Source organism: uncultured Fibrobacter sp. (assembly GCF_947305105.1).
Classification (GTDB): domain Bacteria; phylum Fibrobacterota; class Fibrobacteria; order Fibrobacterales; family Fibrobacteraceae; genus Fibrobacter.
This window is the reverse complement of the sequence record NZ_CAMZCS010000004.1, coordinates 78,766-94,275: the sequence shown is the minus strand read 5'-3', so window position 1 is coordinate 94,275 and position 15,510 is coordinate 78,766. Positions and strand designations below refer to the sequence as shown.

Annotated in this window: 15 protein-coding genes; 13 read left to right on the top strand and 2 right to left on the bottom strand. The window is 54.9% G+C overall.

Annotation, left to right across the window (positions count from 1 at the left end; translation table 11 throughout):
- Positions 1–10: 10 nt before the first annotated feature.
- The 3 genes from Q0Y46_RS03210 to Q0Y46_RS03200 are packed head-to-tail and all read left to right on the top strand — an operon-like array spanning position 11 to position 2,914.
- Positions 11–547, top strand: a complete 537-nt coding sequence (locus Q0Y46_RS03210) for a DUF4416 family protein (protein WP_295685148.1) — start codon at positions 11–13, stop codon at positions 545–547.
- Between the two features lie 25 nt (positions 548–572).
- The gene (locus tag Q0Y46_RS03205) at positions 573–1,784 is read left to right on the top strand and encodes a hypothetical protein (RefSeq protein WP_295685150.1); all 1,212 of its coding nucleotides are present in this window, start codon (positions 573–575) and stop codon (positions 1,782–1,784) included.
- 8 nt (positions 1,785–1,792) lie between these two features.
- Positions 1,793–2,914: a hypothetical protein gene (locus Q0Y46_RS03200; protein WP_297944796.1), complete on the top strand. Its 1,122-nt coding sequence runs from the start codon at positions 1,793–1,795 to the stop codon at positions 2,912–2,914.
- A 195-nt stretch (positions 2,915–3,109) separates the two neighbouring features.
- On the opposite strand, the gene Q0Y46_RS03195 is transcribed toward Q0Y46_RS03200, so the two are convergent.
- Positions 3,110–4,003 carry a tyrosine-type recombinase/integrase gene (locus Q0Y46_RS03195; RefSeq protein ID WP_297944793.1) on the bottom strand — a complete coding sequence of 298 codons (894 nt, stop codon included), beginning with the start codon at positions 4,001–4,003 and terminating at the stop codon, positions 3,110–3,112.
- A gap of 155 nt (positions 4,004–4,158) precedes the next feature.
- On the opposite strand from Q0Y46_RS03195, the gene Q0Y46_RS03190 reads away from it, so the two are divergent.
- The 5 genes from Q0Y46_RS03190 (at position 4,159) to Q0Y46_RS03170 (ending at position 8,827) form a co-directional block, all read left to right on the top strand.
- Positions 4,159–5,346, top strand: coding sequence for a hypothetical protein (locus Q0Y46_RS03190; RefSeq protein WP_295685158.1), 1,188 nt, complete (start codon positions 4,159–4,161; stop codon positions 5,344–5,346).
- A gap of 72 nt (positions 5,347–5,418) precedes the next feature.
- Complete coding sequence (locus Q0Y46_RS03185; protein WP_295685160.1) at positions 5,419–6,081, top strand: STAS domain-containing protein; 663 nt, start codon at positions 5,419–5,421, stop codon at positions 6,079–6,081.
- Positions 6,082–6,176: 95 nt separating this feature from the next.
- A complete protein-coding gene (locus tag Q0Y46_RS03180) occupies positions 6,177–7,007 on the top strand; it encodes a M23 family metallopeptidase (RefSeq protein ID WP_297944788.1) in 831 nt (276 codons plus the stop codon).
- Positions 7,008–7,019: 12 nt separating this feature from the next.
- Complete coding sequence (locus tag Q0Y46_RS03175) at positions 7,020–8,120, top strand: hypothetical protein (protein WP_297944786.1); 1,101 nt, start codon at positions 7,020–7,022, stop codon at positions 8,118–8,120.
- Positions 8,117–8,827 (top strand): NUDIX domain-containing protein, encoded by a 711-nt coding sequence (locus tag Q0Y46_RS03170; RefSeq protein ID WP_297944783.1) that lies wholly within the window; start codon positions 8,117–8,119, stop codon positions 8,825–8,827. The genes Q0Y46_RS03175 and Q0Y46_RS03170 overlap by 4 nt, the downstream gene beginning before the upstream one ends.
- A 30-nt stretch (positions 8,828–8,857) precedes the next feature.
- Here Q0Y46_RS03170 and Q0Y46_RS03165 read toward each other — a convergent pair whose 3' ends face one another.
- Positions 8,858–9,067, bottom strand: coding sequence for a hypothetical protein (locus Q0Y46_RS03165; RefSeq protein WP_290960413.1), 210 nt, complete (start codon positions 9,065–9,067; stop codon positions 8,858–8,860).
- Between the two features lie 277 nt (positions 9,068–9,344).
- Between Q0Y46_RS03165 and rimP the strand changes: the two genes are divergently transcribed.
- The 5 genes from rimP to truB are packed head-to-tail and all read left to right on the top strand — an operon-like array spanning position 9,345 to position 15,510.
- Positions 9,345–9,794 carry a ribosome maturation factor RimP gene (rimP, locus tag Q0Y46_RS03160; RefSeq protein ID WP_295685169.1) on the top strand — a complete coding sequence of 150 codons (450 nt, stop codon included), beginning with the start codon at positions 9,345–9,347 and terminating at the stop codon, positions 9,792–9,794.
- Positions 9,795–9,809: 15 nt separating this feature from the next.
- Entirely contained in the window at positions 9,810–11,096 is a 1,287-nt protein-coding gene (nusA, locus tag Q0Y46_RS03155; RefSeq protein ID WP_297944779.1) for a transcription termination factor NusA, read from the top strand.
- A gap of 29 nt (positions 11,097–11,125) precedes the next feature.
- Positions 11,126–14,209 carry a translation initiation factor IF-2 gene (gene infB, locus Q0Y46_RS03150; protein WP_295858627.1) on the top strand — a complete coding sequence of 1,028 codons (3,084 nt, stop codon included), beginning with the start codon at positions 11,126–11,128 and terminating at the stop codon, positions 14,207–14,209.
- Positions 14,209–14,559 carry a 30S ribosome-binding factor RbfA gene (rbfA, locus tag Q0Y46_RS03145; protein ID WP_295681632.1) on the top strand — a complete coding sequence of 117 codons (351 nt, stop codon included), beginning with the start codon at positions 14,209–14,211 and terminating at the stop codon, positions 14,557–14,559. Before infB ends, rbfA begins: the two co-directional genes overlap by 1 nt.
- Positions 14,560–15,510, top strand: coding sequence for a tRNA pseudouridine(55) synthase TruB (gene truB, locus Q0Y46_RS03140; RefSeq protein ID WP_297944774.1), 951 nt, complete (start codon positions 14,560–14,562; stop codon positions 15,508–15,510).

Sequence of the window (15,510 nt, the reverse complement as noted above, 5' to 3'; positions counted from 1 at the left end):
AGGCGATTTTATGAAAGCATCACAGTTTTCGGAACAGGTTCAGTTAATTGCCTTTGTTTTGCAAAAGGGTGAAGACTGGAACCCCTCTGTTATCGAGGCGCTTGAAAAAACGTGGGGGCCAATCCGCCACCGGGGTAAACTTTTTGCCTTTGACAAGACCGGCTATTATGAACCCGAGATGGGGACAGACCTCTATCGCGGCGTGGTATCGTTCGAAAAGACGATCCCTGCCGAAACGATTGCTCTGGAGAAGGAGCGCAGCAATGCGCTGGAACTTTCCTTGGCCGAAAGCCTGACGGCGCGTAATGTGAATATCGACATCGGTTACATGGACTTGGACAAGGTCGTTTTGCCCAGCTACAAAAGGGGCCCCTATAAACTCTATGCGGGTAGGGGTGTTTGGCTGGACATGCTCCTGAATTATTCCAAGGGCTCTTTCCACCCGACAAAATGGGCTTTTGAGGATTTTGTGAGGAACCCGTACCAGCACGACCTGCAATTGATTCGCGAAAAGTTTAAAAAAGCAGGCCTGGTCGTCAATGCCTAGGGCCAACAATGCTATATTGGAAACGATGAAAACGTTTTTCTTGAAATTATTGCCGTTGCTTGTGTTCGCGGCTTGCTACGATCCGGAACCTTATGTGGCTTCTGTAGAAGACAAAGGTCCCTCGACTTCGGAATCGGAAATAGGGAAGGTGTTTCCTATAAATGGAGGCGTCTCGTTCCAGATCTGTAATCCATCGGTTTCGCAGGATACGGCTCGTTTCCCGGCCTCGATGTTGTGGCTTAACTTCAGCAAGATTGGCGTGAAGGCTCCGGATTCGGTGTACAATGTGGTCTCGTCCAAAGATCGCAAGGTGAGCCAGCACGACCGTTTGACAATTTCCGATACGTCGGAAACCGTTCTTTGGTATTTGATGAGAGATACGGCCAATGGGGACTGCCAGTTCCAGGACCCGGAGTGGAGTACGCATCCTAATTTTATCGCATCGCTCCGTGCATACGATGTTAATGGAAGCAAGGCCTGTTCTCCGGACAATCTTGACTACGGCATCATTGCTGTGCGCATTTCGGACAAGAAGCGTTTCGTGTTTTACGATAAAAAAGAAAGCGAGTTCGGTGATCCGCATATTTGGGTAGACCCCTCCGTAGTAGAACCGGATACGTCTGCATCCGATACGACAATCCGTGGATTTTTCGGGACAGACCGTGTACGCCTTGTCTTTGTGAGGACGAAAGAAGAGAACATGCAGGTTCGCGAACTTGTGTTCCGCGATTTTGCAAATGGCGGCAAGGAAGTCAAGCTGAAATTGCCGAAGGGTTACAATGGCAAATCCCTTGAGAACCCGCTTATTTCGCCCGATGGAAAATTTGTCACCTATAATCTGGTCGATGCTTCTCAAACGAATTGGGACGCTTACATTCAGGAACTTTCCAAGAATTCCGAGCCCATGAAGATTGAAAAGCTGGATGGCATGATTAGCGCTCCGGCCCAGCCGCATTGGTTCCAGTATGACGGGCGCCTTTTTGTGGTTTGGGCGGAAACCGATGGGTTTATACGTAACGATAAGGATTATACGGTCAGTTCCATTCAGGATGGGTCTGCGGGTCGTACGGCGATGCGCGAAGTTCGGCTTTCGCCGGGTGCCGCTTCGGATCTTGCCATGGAATGGATTGGCGATGTCCGTGAACTTGCTCCGCTTCCCATGATAGGGGGCAGGTCGCCAGATAGTAAGTTCCTTGCGACAGGAACGAGTCATGGATTTATGATTGAACTCCCGTGAGGCATGCCATGAAACAGAGAAAAATTGGATACGGTTTGATGGTTGCCTTTGCTTTGGCGGGCGCATTTGTTGTTGGTTTTGAATCCCCTGTCGATGTCTCGACGCCGTGGGAATCCATTGGCGGCTGTGGTGCTGGCGGTTCCGGTGGCGGTTCTGGTGACGGCATCAAGTGGATTGGGCAGGGCGTTTCGGGTGGATATCTCGAAACGGAAGTGTTCACGAAGTATAGCGTAGGTCAGAATTTTTCGTCGCTTACACTTTCTCCCCATTTTTCCATCAAGCCCACGTGGTCGACTAAACTGGGCGTGACGGTCCCTTGGATGTCACACAGGGGAGAAGTGCAGTTCCGTAGTAACCAGGCTCCGATGGATCGTAGCACAGGTGGCCTGGGTGATCTGTCGTTTGATTTTTCGAAGACGATTGGTAGCGGTGGTGCGGCTTCGCTGTCGGCATCTCTTTCTATCCCGACTGGGCAGTACGACATCAAGCGCGGTACCGATGGTGCCGAGATGATTCTGCCTTCGAGTTTCCAGAAGGGTTCGGGCCTCTATTCGCTTACGCTTGGCTGGGATTACAGCCGCGATACGGATAAGGGTATCTGGCTCTATGGGTTGACTTATACGCATCCCTTCGCGATGCACCTGATATCGGGCGAGAACGAATTCAACGATACTTACTGGAAGGATTACGACCATTCCGACGACCGCTTCGAGTACCGTTTCAAGCCTTATGGCGAAAACGATCTCGGTGCCTTTACTCCGCCATCTGTGGGAGCATCGATTGCTTACGGGTATCGCGGTCGCTTGGGCATTGTGCAATCGTTTGGCGTGACGTTCTCCGCACCTCTCGGTGTGGCTTGGATTTCGTCGGAGAAGGTGGGCGTGTACGATCCGCGTCCTGACCCCGATCACAAGGCCTGGTCCGGTGCGTTCGTTTATGGCATAGAATTCTCGGATGCTTCGTTCCCGGTGTTCCTTGCACTTTCGCTCCCCATCCACGACAAGGCGAATGCGGCAGACCCGATGGATGAATACGACGACTCCCCGATGAAGGAATGGAACGCTCCCGATTGGGACGACTTCCTGCAGCAGTGGACCATCGCCGTCGGCATCAAGGGGTGCTTCTTCTAGGCTCGAGGTGAGAGGCTAGAAACTAGAGGCTAGTGAATAAGAATCACGCACTTCGTGCGTCAATATAAGACGGCGAAGCCGTGATATTTCTCCCTATCCTCTAGATCCTAGATCCTAACCCCTAATCACTTCCTACTTACCTCATACCTCAAAGGCACGAAGTGCCGACCTCAAAGCGCAGCGACCTCACTCCCCTCACGCTCTTGGGTGCGTCTTCTTGAATGCGGCGCGGAGCCGTTCTGCGTTCACGTGCGTATAGACTTGCGTGGTCGAGATGTTCGAGTGCCCGAGCATTTCCTTGACGCTCATGATTTCGGCGCCGTTCTCGAGCAGGTGCGTGGCAAAACTGTGGCGCAGCACGTGCGGGCTCGCTTTGCCCTCCCAGCCGATCTCGCGGAGCAGGTGCTGGATGTCGTTACGGAGCGTGCGTAGCCCGAAGGGCTTGCCGTCGTCGCTCAAAAAAACGTAGCCCGTCGCTGTAGGCAGGTGCCCTGCCTGGACTTGCATTTGTTTGTAATTTGCGATGCGGTCGATGAAACTTTCGGTAAGCGGTACGATGCGTTCCTTGTTGCCCTTGCCGAGTACGCGTACGAGCTTTGCGTTTGTGTCGATGCGGTCCCACGTGAGCATCTGGCATTCCGAGATGCGCAGGCCAGAGCCGTAGATGAGTTCAAGCAGGATGCGGGCTCGCACTTGTTGGAGTGACGGGTTCTCTATTTCCGGGAACTTTTCGGGCGCAAGATCTTTTTGCCCGAGGACGGCGACTAGCCGCTTTGGACGCTTGGGCATAGGAACGTTTTCTGCCGGATTTGTTTCTAGAATTTTTGAACGCACTAGGTACTTGCCGAAACTTTTGAGTGCGGCGAGGTGCTCGCAGATGCTTGCGGGTGCGAGTTTCTGCTTCATCTTGAGGTCCCAGACGAAAGCCTTGATGTTTGTTTCGTTTAACGCTCCGATGGGGGAGTCCTCGTCTAGCCGTTCCAAAAACTTGTCGAGCGATTTTCTGTATGTTGAAACTGTACGCGGCGAGAAATTTCGCCGCGCAGAAAGGTAAGTCAGGAAATCTGTGATGCGGTTTCGAAGCGTCATGGAAAATTGCTCTGGGCTGCTGGGAAAAAATAATCTATTTTAGCACTCAGAAAATGATGATTGACGGTATTTTGAAGAAGTGTTGCGCATCGAGTCTCTTTCTGGGGCGTCCGTTGGTAGCGGTCGCCCTTGTGTGCACGGCTCCCCTTTGTGCAATGGATAGAGTTACCGGAGCCAATGCGACTTTGGATATCGAACCGGGAGCGCGCTCTGCTGCACTGGGTTCGGCGACGATGGCCATTGATGGCGATTACCTTGGACTTATGTCTAATCCGTACCAATTGTCGGGTGTTCGCTATACCTGGGCTTCTTTCTCGCATACCGCCTATTACGAAGACACCAAGTACGACTACGCTTCTGTCGTGACTCCGCTTTCTGAGGGGCAGGCTTTGGGCATTTCGTTCTCCCGCTTTGGTGCCGACGACATTCCATGGGTCAAGGAAGGTGAACCTCTACCCGAAGGTTCCAATTACAAAACGCTTTCCATTGCGGACTGGGTGCTCGGTATATCGTGGGGCCGGAACATTACCGAGAGGCTGTCGGTGGGCGCTGCGTTCAACCTTCTGTACCGCGACATGGACCAGACGGGCTGGGGCTTCCGCGGCGATGCCGGCTTGCGTTATCGCACTATTGACCAGCTATACTTGGCGGCATTCCTCAAGGGCTGGACGTCTTCGGCCGTCAAGTGGGAATCCGGAACAACGGAATACTCGGCTCCGGAATTCTATGTTGCTGCCAGCTACTTTTTGGATATTCCTTACTTGTATGGCGCCTTGGGCCTGTACTGGCAGGGAGCGGGTTTATTGCATGCCGAGGCTCGCGATTTGGAACTCGAAACGGACGAGGACCGCGGCGAACCTGTTTGGAAAGACCCGCTGGACTGGCTCTCGGGTGGCCGTGGCGGTTTAGAGTTCCTGTTTGACTTTGGTCTTTCGGTCCGCTTGGGTCTGGCCAGTTTCACCACTCTCGGGAGCGTGACTGCCGGTGCGGGCCTTGTCGTGGCTAAATTCTTCAAGATTGACTATGCTTTCGAGTCCCACCCGGAACTTTCTGCGGTACACAGGGTGAGTGTGAGCGTGAGCCCCTATTTGTTCGGCCATAACGACGAGAGTGCCCGGCCGCGACTGTCGCCGGCGGAAGCCGCCCGCAGGCCGCTCCAGGAAAATGACAGTGACGACGAAGCCCCGATTGAGGAACCTGCTGCCCAGGATGAAGGAAAGACCCCGCCGCCGCAGGAATCTCCCGCCAAATCCGGTGAGGGTGCAGATGCTGCCAAAATGGATGAATCGCCGGAGGAAGCTCAGCCTCTCGCCCCGTCTGGAGGAACCTATTGGGAAGAATAATGGGGATGAATAATTGCCTTTTTTGGTGATTTTTCTCGCTTTCTTAATTTTTTTTTATAAATTTGGTCGTATATGGACCAGTTGAAGAACTATCGTGAAGTTGGAATTTTTGATTTGTTGTCGGCGCCGCTGAACCCCATCGGCGCTTTTGACGCCGAACAATTCAAGAAAGATGTTCGCGCTTTGCTGGACGAGCGCTCCGAAGACAAGTTCGTCGCCGTCGACCTGGCTGGCCTAGATTTCTTGTATAGCGACGCCTATAATGCGTTGCTCCTTTTCCAGACGGAACTGTCCGCCCGTGGTGGCATGATGGCCATGCTCACGAACAACGCCACGATTATTGATGGGCTCAAGAAGGCTGGCCTCGACAAGAAGCTGAAGGTGTTCTCCTTCGAAGCGGAGATGATGGCCTTCTCGCTGCATAACCAGGCTCCGCAGGAACCGTCGATGATTACCATTGATCCTGAACCGGTCGCAGAACAGCCTCAGGTGGCTTCGCAGAATACCTATTCTGGTGCTGCGGCCCCGGCTCCGAACACCTCGCTGGAACGTCGCACGGGTTCGCATCGCAAGTTTACCAAGAGCTTCAATGCTATTTCCAAGGACGAAGAAAAACTTGCCAAGAAGGGGATGAACATGCCCTTCGATGAGGAAAAGTCCCCGGCACGTACGGTGCTGACGATTATCCTGCTTGTCGTCCTGATTGGCGGCCTGTTGGCCTATTTGCTCGTCTGACCTAGAAAATGGCTGTCGAGTTTTCGGAATACCGGGGAAAGAGAAAACGTCCGTTCAATAAGCGCCGGTTTCCACTTTTGAGAATATTGCTCCTTGTGATTCTAGTGTCCGTTGGTTTTGCCTTCGGCCTGTTCCGCAAGATTGTCGATGCTCTTCCTTTGAAAATGAACAAGTCGGCCGAGGTCGTGGAAACATGGGAGACTCGTTGCGATAGTTCGGGCGGTGTATTTGCTGAACTCAAGAAGGGCTATCATGAATGCGTTTGGAATATTGGCGATACGGCAACCAAGTTCCCTACACCCATGCTGCGTTATGTTGCCTCGATGAGGAATACGGGGGCTTCCCGGATTCGTTGGGTCTCTGGTAGCGAGGATTTCTTGGATGGCGTGTTGGTGCGATTGGAAGGCGATTCCATGGTACACAATTACCTGCAGGTGGTCAAGAACGATTCCGTGCGCTACTGGATAGACGAGGCCACGGGCTGCCTTTTCCCGGGCCTGTGCCCGCGTCGCCCGCTCGGTTGGGCAGCTGTTCCTATATCGGTCAATTTCGATTTTGAAGGCCAGGATTCGCTTCTCACGAAGGATGTCTTTTGCGGTGAAGGCGAGGCTCCTGTATATCCGGTCCTTTCGGGGGTTGTGCTCGACGTGGGGAAGGATTCCTTTGGTTACTTTGTTGAAATTGACCATGGTGACAACGTGACGACGAGGACTTCTGGGCTCGGTTTCTGGTCAACGCCGCTGTCGGTGGGTGATTCCGTTTATGCCGATGTCCCTGTGGGGCGCCTGATGCCGCAGGACAGTGCCATGTTTTTCTTGACGGTTCGCCGGAACGGATTGTTTATGCGATGGAACGATTTCTACGGATATACGCATCCTGTGGATTCCTCCTCAATTGCTATATTCAAGAAACGAATCGGTTTTTGAGTTGAGGTCTTCATGCGCTTTGGTCTGCGCCATATTTTTGTTCTGCTAGCACTGCTTTTGGCGTGTACCGCCTTGGTGGCGTGTACGCAGAGCGAAGATGGACCTCTGGACGTTTCCCGTGAAAGTATTGAGCTTTCGCGTACGGGTTACTACTTGCGCCCGACGCTGGATTCCGGCAAGTCTATCCACTTGGCCCAGGATACGCTCTACTTGTACTTGGACAGTATGTGGACTTATTCGAATTGTGCGCTCAAGAGAATTTCTTTCGATAAGCGCAAAGAGGATTCTACATACTACATTAAACCGATTCTTCATCTGCACCAGACTGTTGAGGATTGCCCGTCTCCCTACTATCGGCCGAGTTACATGCTCAAGTTGGTTTTGAGTGAAGAAGAACTTGAGGGAATTTCTCGCATTGTCGCGGCCAATACGTATGATTCCGTGTTCGATACGATTGCCGTTCGCCGGGGAAACATGTCGCTGGATACCTTTGAAATATACGTCGACAGTTTGTTCGCATCTAACGATAGCTTGCCCCTGCGCACAAAGGGCTCGCCTTCGTTGCTGAAGGTGCTCGATTCCATCACTCCGCTGGAGTTTTATTGGCGCCCCATGAAGTCGAAATGCAAGATGAAGATTACCGATTGCGATTCGCTGGTCACCGATACGCTGTTCCCGACCGAGTGGGTTCTCGGAGACACGCTGCTGGTGCCTGTCCGCCAGGCCTGCGCGGATTCCGATGATGTTTATTGTATGTCGTCGCATTGGGAAAACGATTCTTCTGCGTTGGGCTCCGTGCGTATTCATCGGGATACGGCGTGGCATACGAGTATGTTTTTGGTGGAATCGGTGCCTGCTTGTGCTACGTACGACCGATATGCGTACAAGACGCTCTCTGTAGGGTACACGGGGTCATTCATTCGCGAACTGTTTTCTCCTGATTCCTCCGATATGGCCTGTGGCCCCCTTTCGCGTGATAGCTGGATCGCTTTACGGCTTTTGAGTAAAGGGGCGGTTATGCTTGATTCCGAAACGGATTCGCTCGGAACTGCCGAGAAATTGTACAAGGCGTGGAAAAAGGCGAAGGTCGCTCCAAGCAAGGCTAAGAAATGATTGAATATACGTTTGCGGCGGAAATCGCCGAGGCCGACAAGCCTGTCATCTTGAACAGCCGGATTTTCAAGGAATGGCTGCAACGTTCCCAGGAAAAGTTTGTCGTGTCGAAAATCCATTTTGCATCGGTCGATTTTTTGAGCAAGGTCCACGAACCGTTGTTTATAAAGTTGCGTGCGACGGCGACGCTCCCCGACGGCAAGCCTGTGCATGGCATTGCCCTTGTGCGCGGGAACGCGGTGGGCGTGCTTGTGGTATTGAAGTGCGAAGGCAAGAAGTACCTGTTGCTGGTGCGGCAGCCCCGGTTCGCTATTTCGGAACAGGCATCCCTCGAAATTCCAGCCGGCATTCTCGACTGGACGGGCGATTACCGCAAGGTGGCGCTCTCGGAACTGGAAGAAGAAGCGCAGATTGTCGCCGAGGATTCCGAACTGATTGATTTGACCCGTTTTTGGTGGGGCGATTCCACGGATGGTTTCGCGGCGAGTTGCGGGCTCCTGGACGAGCGCATTCGTTTGTTTGCGATTGAACGCGAGGTGACTCCGGAACAGCTCAAGGCGATGGACGGCAAGGACCAGACGTACATGGATGAAAACGAATGGATCCGCACGGAAGTCCTCCCTTACGAGGAGGCCGCTCGCCAGTTTGTCGACGGGAAAAATTTGATTGCCCTGTTCCTTTACGAACGGTGGCAGAGACAGCAATGAGGCTCGAGGTTCGAGGCCCGAGGCCCGAGACTAAAAAATCGTGTTGTTGATGGTCAGGCCGACGAAGAATACGATAAGGTAGCCGTACCAGAGTCCGGTCAAGACGTAGTTCAGCCCGCGCTTGTACGCTTTCGGTTCGTTCTTGTTCTTTTCGCGAATACGAATAACGTTCTTTTTCAGGAAGAACAGGCTGATGCCGAGTCCGATAAGAGTTGCGATAATCAATAGTACGTATGCCATAGCGGCGTAGAAGATAACTTTTTTTTGCGCGATTTGCCTGTTTATGTTCCAGAAAAGGCTGAAATGCTCTTCGGACGGCTCTAGACCCCCTCTAAATGGCTCTAAACGGCTTTAAAGAGGGGTTTTCACGGGTGCGGGGGGTTGAACAAGTCCCTTAAAATTTCTCTATTTGTACGCGGTTTTTTGACTGTCCGTGGAGGACGCCCCGCTTTGGACCTTGATCCAGGGCAAGACATCCTCCGTCATGCGGACGGTAATTTTAATATACGAGGTTTATTTGGTAAGCCAAGAAAAGTTGAATGCTCTTATCGACGAGGCCTGCGAGGCCCAGCATGTGACGTTGGTGGAAGCCGACATGTTCCGGGCGGGCAAGCGCAAGACGCTGCGCCTGTATATCGACAAGCCCGAGGGCGTGAGCATTGACGATTGTTCTGCTGTGAGCCGCTATCTTTCCGATGCGCTCGACCAGAATCCGGATTTGATCGAGGGAGCCTACACGCTTGAGGTTTCTTCGCCGGGATTGGACCGCCCCTTGAAGTCGGTCGCAGATTTTCTCCGTAACAAGGGTCGCTTTATTCGCGTGACCCGGAGCACCGGGAAGCCCCTGACGGGCAAACTGGTGGACGCGGACGAGCAGAGCCTGAAGCTCTCGCTCAAGGGCAACGCGGGTGAAATAGACGTGCCGCTTGCCGAGGTGCTCGTCGCGAAAGTGGATGTACAAATATAATAGGAAGGTCATTTTATGAAGAACGAACCGAAAGTCAATTTACTCGAAGTCTTGAAGGGCGTGGTCGATGCGAAGAACATGGATGATACCGTCGTCATCGGCGCCTTGAAGCAGGCCTTGATCCAGGCTGCCAGGAAGTACCTCCATATCGAGAAGAAGATTGAAGTGGACATCGACACCGAGTCGAACGAAGTCCACGTGATGCTCCGCGTCGAAGTCGTGGATGACTTCCCGGATTACGATCCGAACATGACCGCCGAAGAAGTCGAGGCTATGGACGAAGGCTACATGCTCGTCCCGGAAGCCCAGGAATTCAACGAAGCCGCCCAGGCGGGCGACTTGCTGGAAATCGAAATCCCGGTGACGGCTTTCGGTCGCCAGGCTATCCAGACTGCCAAGCAGCTTTTGACCCAGCACATCCGCGATGCAGAACGCCAGAAGATCATGGACACCTACCGTGGCCGTATTGGCACGATGGTGAGCGGCGAAGTGCTGCGTCTCGAAGGCCGCAACGTTATCGTTTCTCTCGGCAAGCAGACCGAAGCCGTGCTGCCGCCGCGTGAACAGATCAGCCGTGAACGTCTCGCCCAGGGTGCTTCCATCAAGGCGGTCATCGCCCGCGTCGAAGAATCCAGCAAGAACGGCGCACAGGTTGTTCTTTCCCGCGCAAGTGGAGACTTCCTCAAGGAACTCTTCCGCCAGGAAGTTCCGGAAATTTACGAAGGCACTGTCGAAATCAAGGGTGTCGCCCGTGAACCGGGCCTCCGCGCAAAGATTGCTGTCTACTCCCGCGACGAGCATGTGGACCCGGTCGGTGCCTGCGTCGGCATGAAGGGCGCCCGCGTGCAGACGATTGTCCGCGAACTCGGCAACGAACGTATCGATATCGTTCACTGGAATCCGGATATCGACGTGTTCATCCAGCGTTCTCTTGCTCCGGCTAACATCGTGAAGATGAGCGAAGTCCCGGGCACGCGCCGCGTGGTGGTCGTTATCAACGACGAAAACCTCGCTCAGGCTATCGGTAAGAATGGCCAGAACGTGAAGCTCGCTTCCCAGCTTGTGGAACGCGACCTTGACGTGTTCGGCGAGAAGGAATGGTCCGAGAAGGACGAAGAGGCCAAGGCCTTGGTCATGACGCCGCGCCCCAACGAGGTGAACCGCTATGCCCAGATGAAGGCTGATAATTTGTTTGCAAAGGGTGAAGCCGCTGCCGAACCCGAAGAGGTCCCGGCCGCCGAAGCTGTTGAAAGCCCGGCTGTGGAATCCGCTGAAAACGAACAGGCCAATACAGAAGAATAAGACGAAAAGGAATTGGAACAGGCTAATACATGAGCGAAGATCAGATTAAACCAAAGGACTGGGCTGAATCGCACGGCGTCAAAGTAGACGTCGTGATGAAGTTGCTCCGCGATGCCGGCGTAGCTGTGCGTACACACATGTCGAAGGTGGACGTCGCTGAATACGCAAAGATCGAGGAGGCCGCTGCTGCCGAAAAGCAGAAGCAGGATGCCCGAAACAAGAACCTGAAGAAACCTGCATCTTCCGAAACTGCGGAAGCGTCTCCTGTCGCTCCGAAGAAGAAGGATTCTTCTACGGTTACGACCAAGACGAAACTCGGCCTTACGGCGATTGTGAAGAAGGCGCCCGCGAAGAAGGCTACTGCGGCAAAACCTGCTGCCGCCCCTGCAGCCCCTGCTGCCAAACCGGCTGCGGCTCCCGCTGCCCCGGCAGCACCCGCTCCTGCAGCAAAGCCTGCTGAAGCTCCGGCTGTGAAGCCCGCCGCTCCGGCGCCGGCTCCTGCAGCTCCGGCAGCACCCGCTCCTGCAGCAAAGCCTGCCGAAACTCCGGCTGTGAAGCCTGCAGCTCCGGCACCCGCCCCCGCGGCGGCCCCGGCCGCTCCCGCAGCGAAGCCTGCGGCAGCACCCGCTCCGAAGCCCCAGGCGGCTCCTGCCCCCGTGGCTCCGGCTCCTGCCGCTCCCGCGGCAAAGCCCGCCGCTCCGGCCGCTGCTCCCACGATGATGACCTCGAATACCGAGCTCAAGCAGCCTCCGATGAAGGCTCAAGTGTTCAAACCCGATGCGGCGATTCTCGCCCGTATCGAAAAGTCTCGCCAGCAGGCGCAGGCCTCCCGCGGAGGCCACCGTCCGAACGGTCCTCGCGGCAACGGCAACGCCCAGGGCTACACGGGCACGTTTGGCCGTCTCCAGAATTCCGGCGACAACAACCGTGGAGACCACGGCAATCGCCGCCCGAACCAGGGTGGCCAAGGCGGAAACCGCCCCTACGGCGGCAACAACCGCAATAGCGGCTTCTCCAGCGGCTCCATGCAGGAAGCCTTCAATGCCTCTTCTGCCGGTAACATGGGCTCGTCCATGCAGAACGGCAAGGGTGGCGGCAAGGGTCAGAACGGTCGCCATGGCAACGACAAGAACCGTCGTGGCAACAACAAGGACCGCATGGAACAGCAGAGGGAGCAGCAGCAAGAAGCTGTACGCCAGAACGTCTCTCGCGTGATGGCCGACCTCTCCAAGAAGCCTGTCAAGAAAGTTTATCACAAGGATCACTCCGACAATAATACGGGCGAAGAAAAGAAGATTCTCAAGACTTCTGACTTCATCACCGTCGGCGAACTCGCTGGCCTCATGGACCAGATGCCGGCCCGCGTGATTGCGAAGTGCATGGAAATGGGCATGATGGTGACCATCAACGCCCGCCTCGATTTCGAAACCATCCAGCTCTTGGCCGACGAGTTTGGCTACGAAGCGCAGATGATGGAAGAATACGAAGAAGAAGTCCTCGGTGTCGAAGAGGAGTCCAAGGAAAATCTCAAGCCGCGTCATCCCGTGGTTACCGTCATGGGCCACGTTGACCACGGTAAGACTTCTCTCCTCGACTGGATCCGCAAGACTCACGTGGTGTCCGGCGAATCCGGCGGTATTACGCAGCACATTGGTGCTTACGAAGTCACGACCAGCCAGGGCAAGGTGACCTTCCTCGATACTCCGGGTCACGAGGCGTTCAGCGCCATGCGTGCTCGCGGTTCCCAGGTGACCGACGTTATCGTGCTCGTGGTCGCGGCCGACTCCATGGTGATGCCGCAGACTGTTGAATGTATTGAACTCGCCAAGCGCGAAAAGGTTCCCATGGTGGTCGCCATCACGAAAATCGACCTTCCGACGGCGAACCCGGACAAGATCCGTACGCAGCTTGCCGAACGCGGCGTGGAAGTGGAACAGTGGGGCGGTTCGACCAGCTGTATCGAAGTTTCCGCCCGTACTGGCCAGGGCATGGACGACTTGCTCGAAACGCTTGCCCTCGAAGCCGAAGTTTTGGAACTCAAGGCCAATCCGGATGCGCATGCGCGCGGTGCCGTGGTGGAATCCAAGCTCGACGTGGGCAAGGGATCCATGGCGACTATCCTCGTGCAGAACGGTACGCTCCATGTGGGTGACCCGTTTGTTTGCGGTATCTATGCCGGCCGTGTGCGTGCCATGTTCAACGAACGTGGCGAGCAGATGAAGGTCGTGCCTCCGTCTTCTCCCTGCCAGGTGCTGGGCTTTGACGGTACTCCGCAGGCCGGTGACGACCTCATTGTGGTGGACGACGAAAAGACGGCCCGCGAAATCGCGAGCAAGCGCCGCATGGCCGCCCGCGAACGCGATCTCCGTGCCCGTAACACCATCACGCTCGAAAACAAATTTAACGAGAAGAAGGACGGCAAGCTCTCCGAACTCAACCTTATCGTCAAAGCCGACGTGGGTGGTTCTGCCGAAGCTTTGGCCGCGTCCCTCGAAAAGCTTACCAACAGGGAAGTCCGCGTGAACATCATCCGCAAGGGTGTCGGTACCATTACAGAATCCGATATCTTGTTCGCAACGACCGCCCAGGCAATCATTATTTCGTTCCACCTGATGCCGTCGCTCTCCGTGCGCGAAATGGCTCAGAAGGAAGGCATCGAAATCCGCAACTACCGCGTGATTTACGACTGTATCGAAGACATCAAGAACGCCGTTGAAGGCCTCCTCAAGCCGACGCTCCGCGAAGAACTCGTGGGCGAAGCCGAAATCCGCCAGGTGTTCAAGGTGCCGAAGGTCGGCCTTATCGCCGGCTGTATGGTTACAGACGGCGAAGTGGACCGCACGAGCCTCGTGCGTGTCTACCGCAACGGCGTGGAACTCGGTTCTACCGCGGTGCAGTCTTTGAAGCGCATGAAGGACGACGTCAAGTCTGTCGCTCGTGGCTTCGAGTGCGGTATCGGCCTCAAGGGTTACGACGATATCAAGGAAGGCGACAGCCTCATCTTCTTCAAGGAAATCAAGGTGGCCCGTACTCTCGAAGACGTGGCTCGCGAAGAAGCCGAAGAGAAGAAGAAGGCCGAAGCCGCTGCCGCTGCTGCAAAGGGTGCTGAATAATGAGCCGTCGTACCGACAGGTTGGGCGAACTTTTTCGCGAGGAAATCTCCAAGCTCTTGCAGAAGGGCTTGAAGGACCCTCGCGTGGGTTTTGCCACCATCAGCCGCGTGGACATCACCGAAGACCTGAGCTATGCGAAGGTCCTCGTCTCCGTGATGGGTAGCGACAAGGAAAAGCGCGACACGCTCATCGGCCTCAAGAATTCGGCCGGGTTCATCCGCCAGTTCTTGGGCAAGGGCATCAAGATCCGCAAGATTCCTGAACTCTCCTTTGTGCTGGACGAGAACCTCGAGCATGCGATGCGCATCGAAAGCATCCTCGCCGAACTGAAGAATAAAGGGGAACTCTAGTTGGCCCCTAAATCGACCATTCCCGGTTTTGTCCTGCTGGATAAAGAAGCCGGGGAAACATCTTTCAAGGCCCTTTTCCCGTTGAAAAGGGTCTTTTGTACTAAGCGCGTCGGCCATGCGGGAACGCTCGACTTGCGGGCGTCCGGTTTGATAATCGCCGCAACCGACCGTGCGACAAGGCTTCTGCCCTTTGTCGAAGCGAAGGAAAAGTGCTACAGTTTCCGCCTGCATTTGGGCTACGAGACCGATACGCTCGAATGGGACGGCGAGGTCGTGGAACAAGATGCTAATTGTCATTGCGAGCGTAGCGAAGCAATCTCCAATGGCATTGTAAACAGTTCTGTCCTTGAAACGGTCCTTCCGCAGTTCACGGGCGATATCGAGCAAATCCCGCCCAAGTATTGCGCCGTCAAGATTAACGGTGTGCGCGCAAGCGACCTCATGGAACGTGGCCGCAATGTGGAACTCAAGCCCCGCAAAATCCATATCTCTTCGCTCAAGGTCATCGGCTGTGTCGAAGAAGCTGACCCGACCTGCACAGGGAAATGCTTTGCCGCGTTTGACCTCGTGTGCGAATGTTCCAAGGGCACCTATATCCGAGCCCTGGGTCGCGACATTGCCCGCGCTCTGGGAACGTTCGGTTGCGTTTCCCGGATACGCCGCCTGCGCATAGGGAAGGTGACGCTGGAACGTGCCGTGAAGGGTGCCGACCTGACCGCTAGCGACTTGGTGCCGGTCGACCAGGTGCTGGATTTCCCGGTCGTGCGCATGAATGACAAGGAACTTGCCTCTATCCGTAACGGAAATTGGATCCCGTGGAAGGTTCCTGTAGAGAATGTGGGCCCCGAAGGCCGTGTGTTTGCTGCCAACAGCGCGGGCGAAGTGCTAAGTTTGTGTAAGTATGAGCCGGGCCGGATCATGGCGGATGTGTATCTGGCGAGTGACGGCTAG